This window comes from Protofrankia sp. Cj3, from assembly GCF_917627355.1.
Lineage (GTDB): Bacteria > Actinomycetota > Actinomycetes > Frankiales > Frankiaceae > Protofrankia.
Map to the genome: position 1 here is coordinate 1325 of NZ_CAKJTR010000100.1, position 1139 is coordinate 2463.

Consider the following 1139-nt stretch of genomic DNA (forward strand, 5'->3'; position numbering starts at 1 on the left):
CAGGCTCCGCTACGGCCGGGAACCGCGCGGTCGGCTTGTCAAGCGCGGGCACGCCGGTCACGGGCGCGTCAGGCACGATGTCCATCCCTTCAGAGCAGGTTCGGGAGCAGGCGGGCGAGGTTCTCGTAAACGTTCCAGACCACCGCGACCAGCACAGGCGCGCTCACGAGATAGGCCGGCCACCGTTCCCAGCGGTGGAACAACCAGGTCGCGCACACCACCGCGACGAGGAGTACCTGCGCCCAGAGCACCAGGGGCAGGGCGGCGGCCGGCTCGCTGGCGAGGGAACGCTCGTCGGCGTAGATGGCCGGCCGGACACCCGCGGACGGCGCCACGGCGGTCGTCAGCTTGGCGGTGACCACCAGTGTGTGGCTCGGGCTGACGGCCGGCGCCGAGGTCACCAGCGTGATCCGGTTGACCGGCGCGGTCAGCGGCCGCGGTGGGGTGCGCCCGTCGCGGACCTCGACGACCGTGAACGTCGCGCTGCCGAGACCGGTCGTCGCGACGATCTCATCGCCGATCCGCAGCTTGTCGAGCTTCGCGAAAGGCGCGCCGAACGTCGAACGCCGACCGTAGACAACCGCCGTGCCGGCCTGGCCGGGCAGCGGTGTGTCCCGCCGATGACCGAGCCCACGGGTGAGCGCGCCGCTGGTGGTGCCCTCGACGACGACCTGACGCACCTTCAGCCGAGGAATCTCGACGATCGCCACCGGCACCCCGGGCGTGATGGGTGGTGCGACCGGAGCAACCTCATCGCCGGTCTGGGCGAGCTGGCCGCGAAACGTCTTGTAGAGGTTGTCCTGGGTCCGGGTCTGCTGCAGCCCGGACAGCGCGAGCAGATAGCCGGCGAAGCCGAGCATCAGCGCGGCCAGCATGAGGAGAACCCGCCCGACGGCGATCCCGATGACCGCCCGGCCACCGGCGGGCTGGCGCCGCGGCGGCCCGCCGGTGGCCGGGCGCGCCGTTGCCCATGCCGCCGTTGTCCGTGTCGCCGCCGTCGCTGTCGCCGCCGTCACTGCCGTGGTGGGGGCCGTACCCGGCGCTGATGCCTGAACCGTCACGCGCACCCCGCCTACTTCCACATCCGCGGGAGCACCCGGGCCAGCGGCCGTGCCCAGGCCGGCGCGGGTTCACCCCGT

At 72.8% G+C, this 1139-nt stretch carries 1 protein-coding gene; it reads right to left on the minus strand.

Annotated elements, in window-relative coordinates:
- Positions 1-89: 89 nt before the first annotated feature.
- Positions 90-1061 (minus strand): sortase, encoded by a 972-nt coding sequence (locus MJ783_RS14480; RefSeq protein ID WP_239310964.1) that lies wholly within the window; start codon positions 1059-1061, stop codon positions 90-92.
- Positions 1062-1139 lie beyond the last annotated feature (78 nt).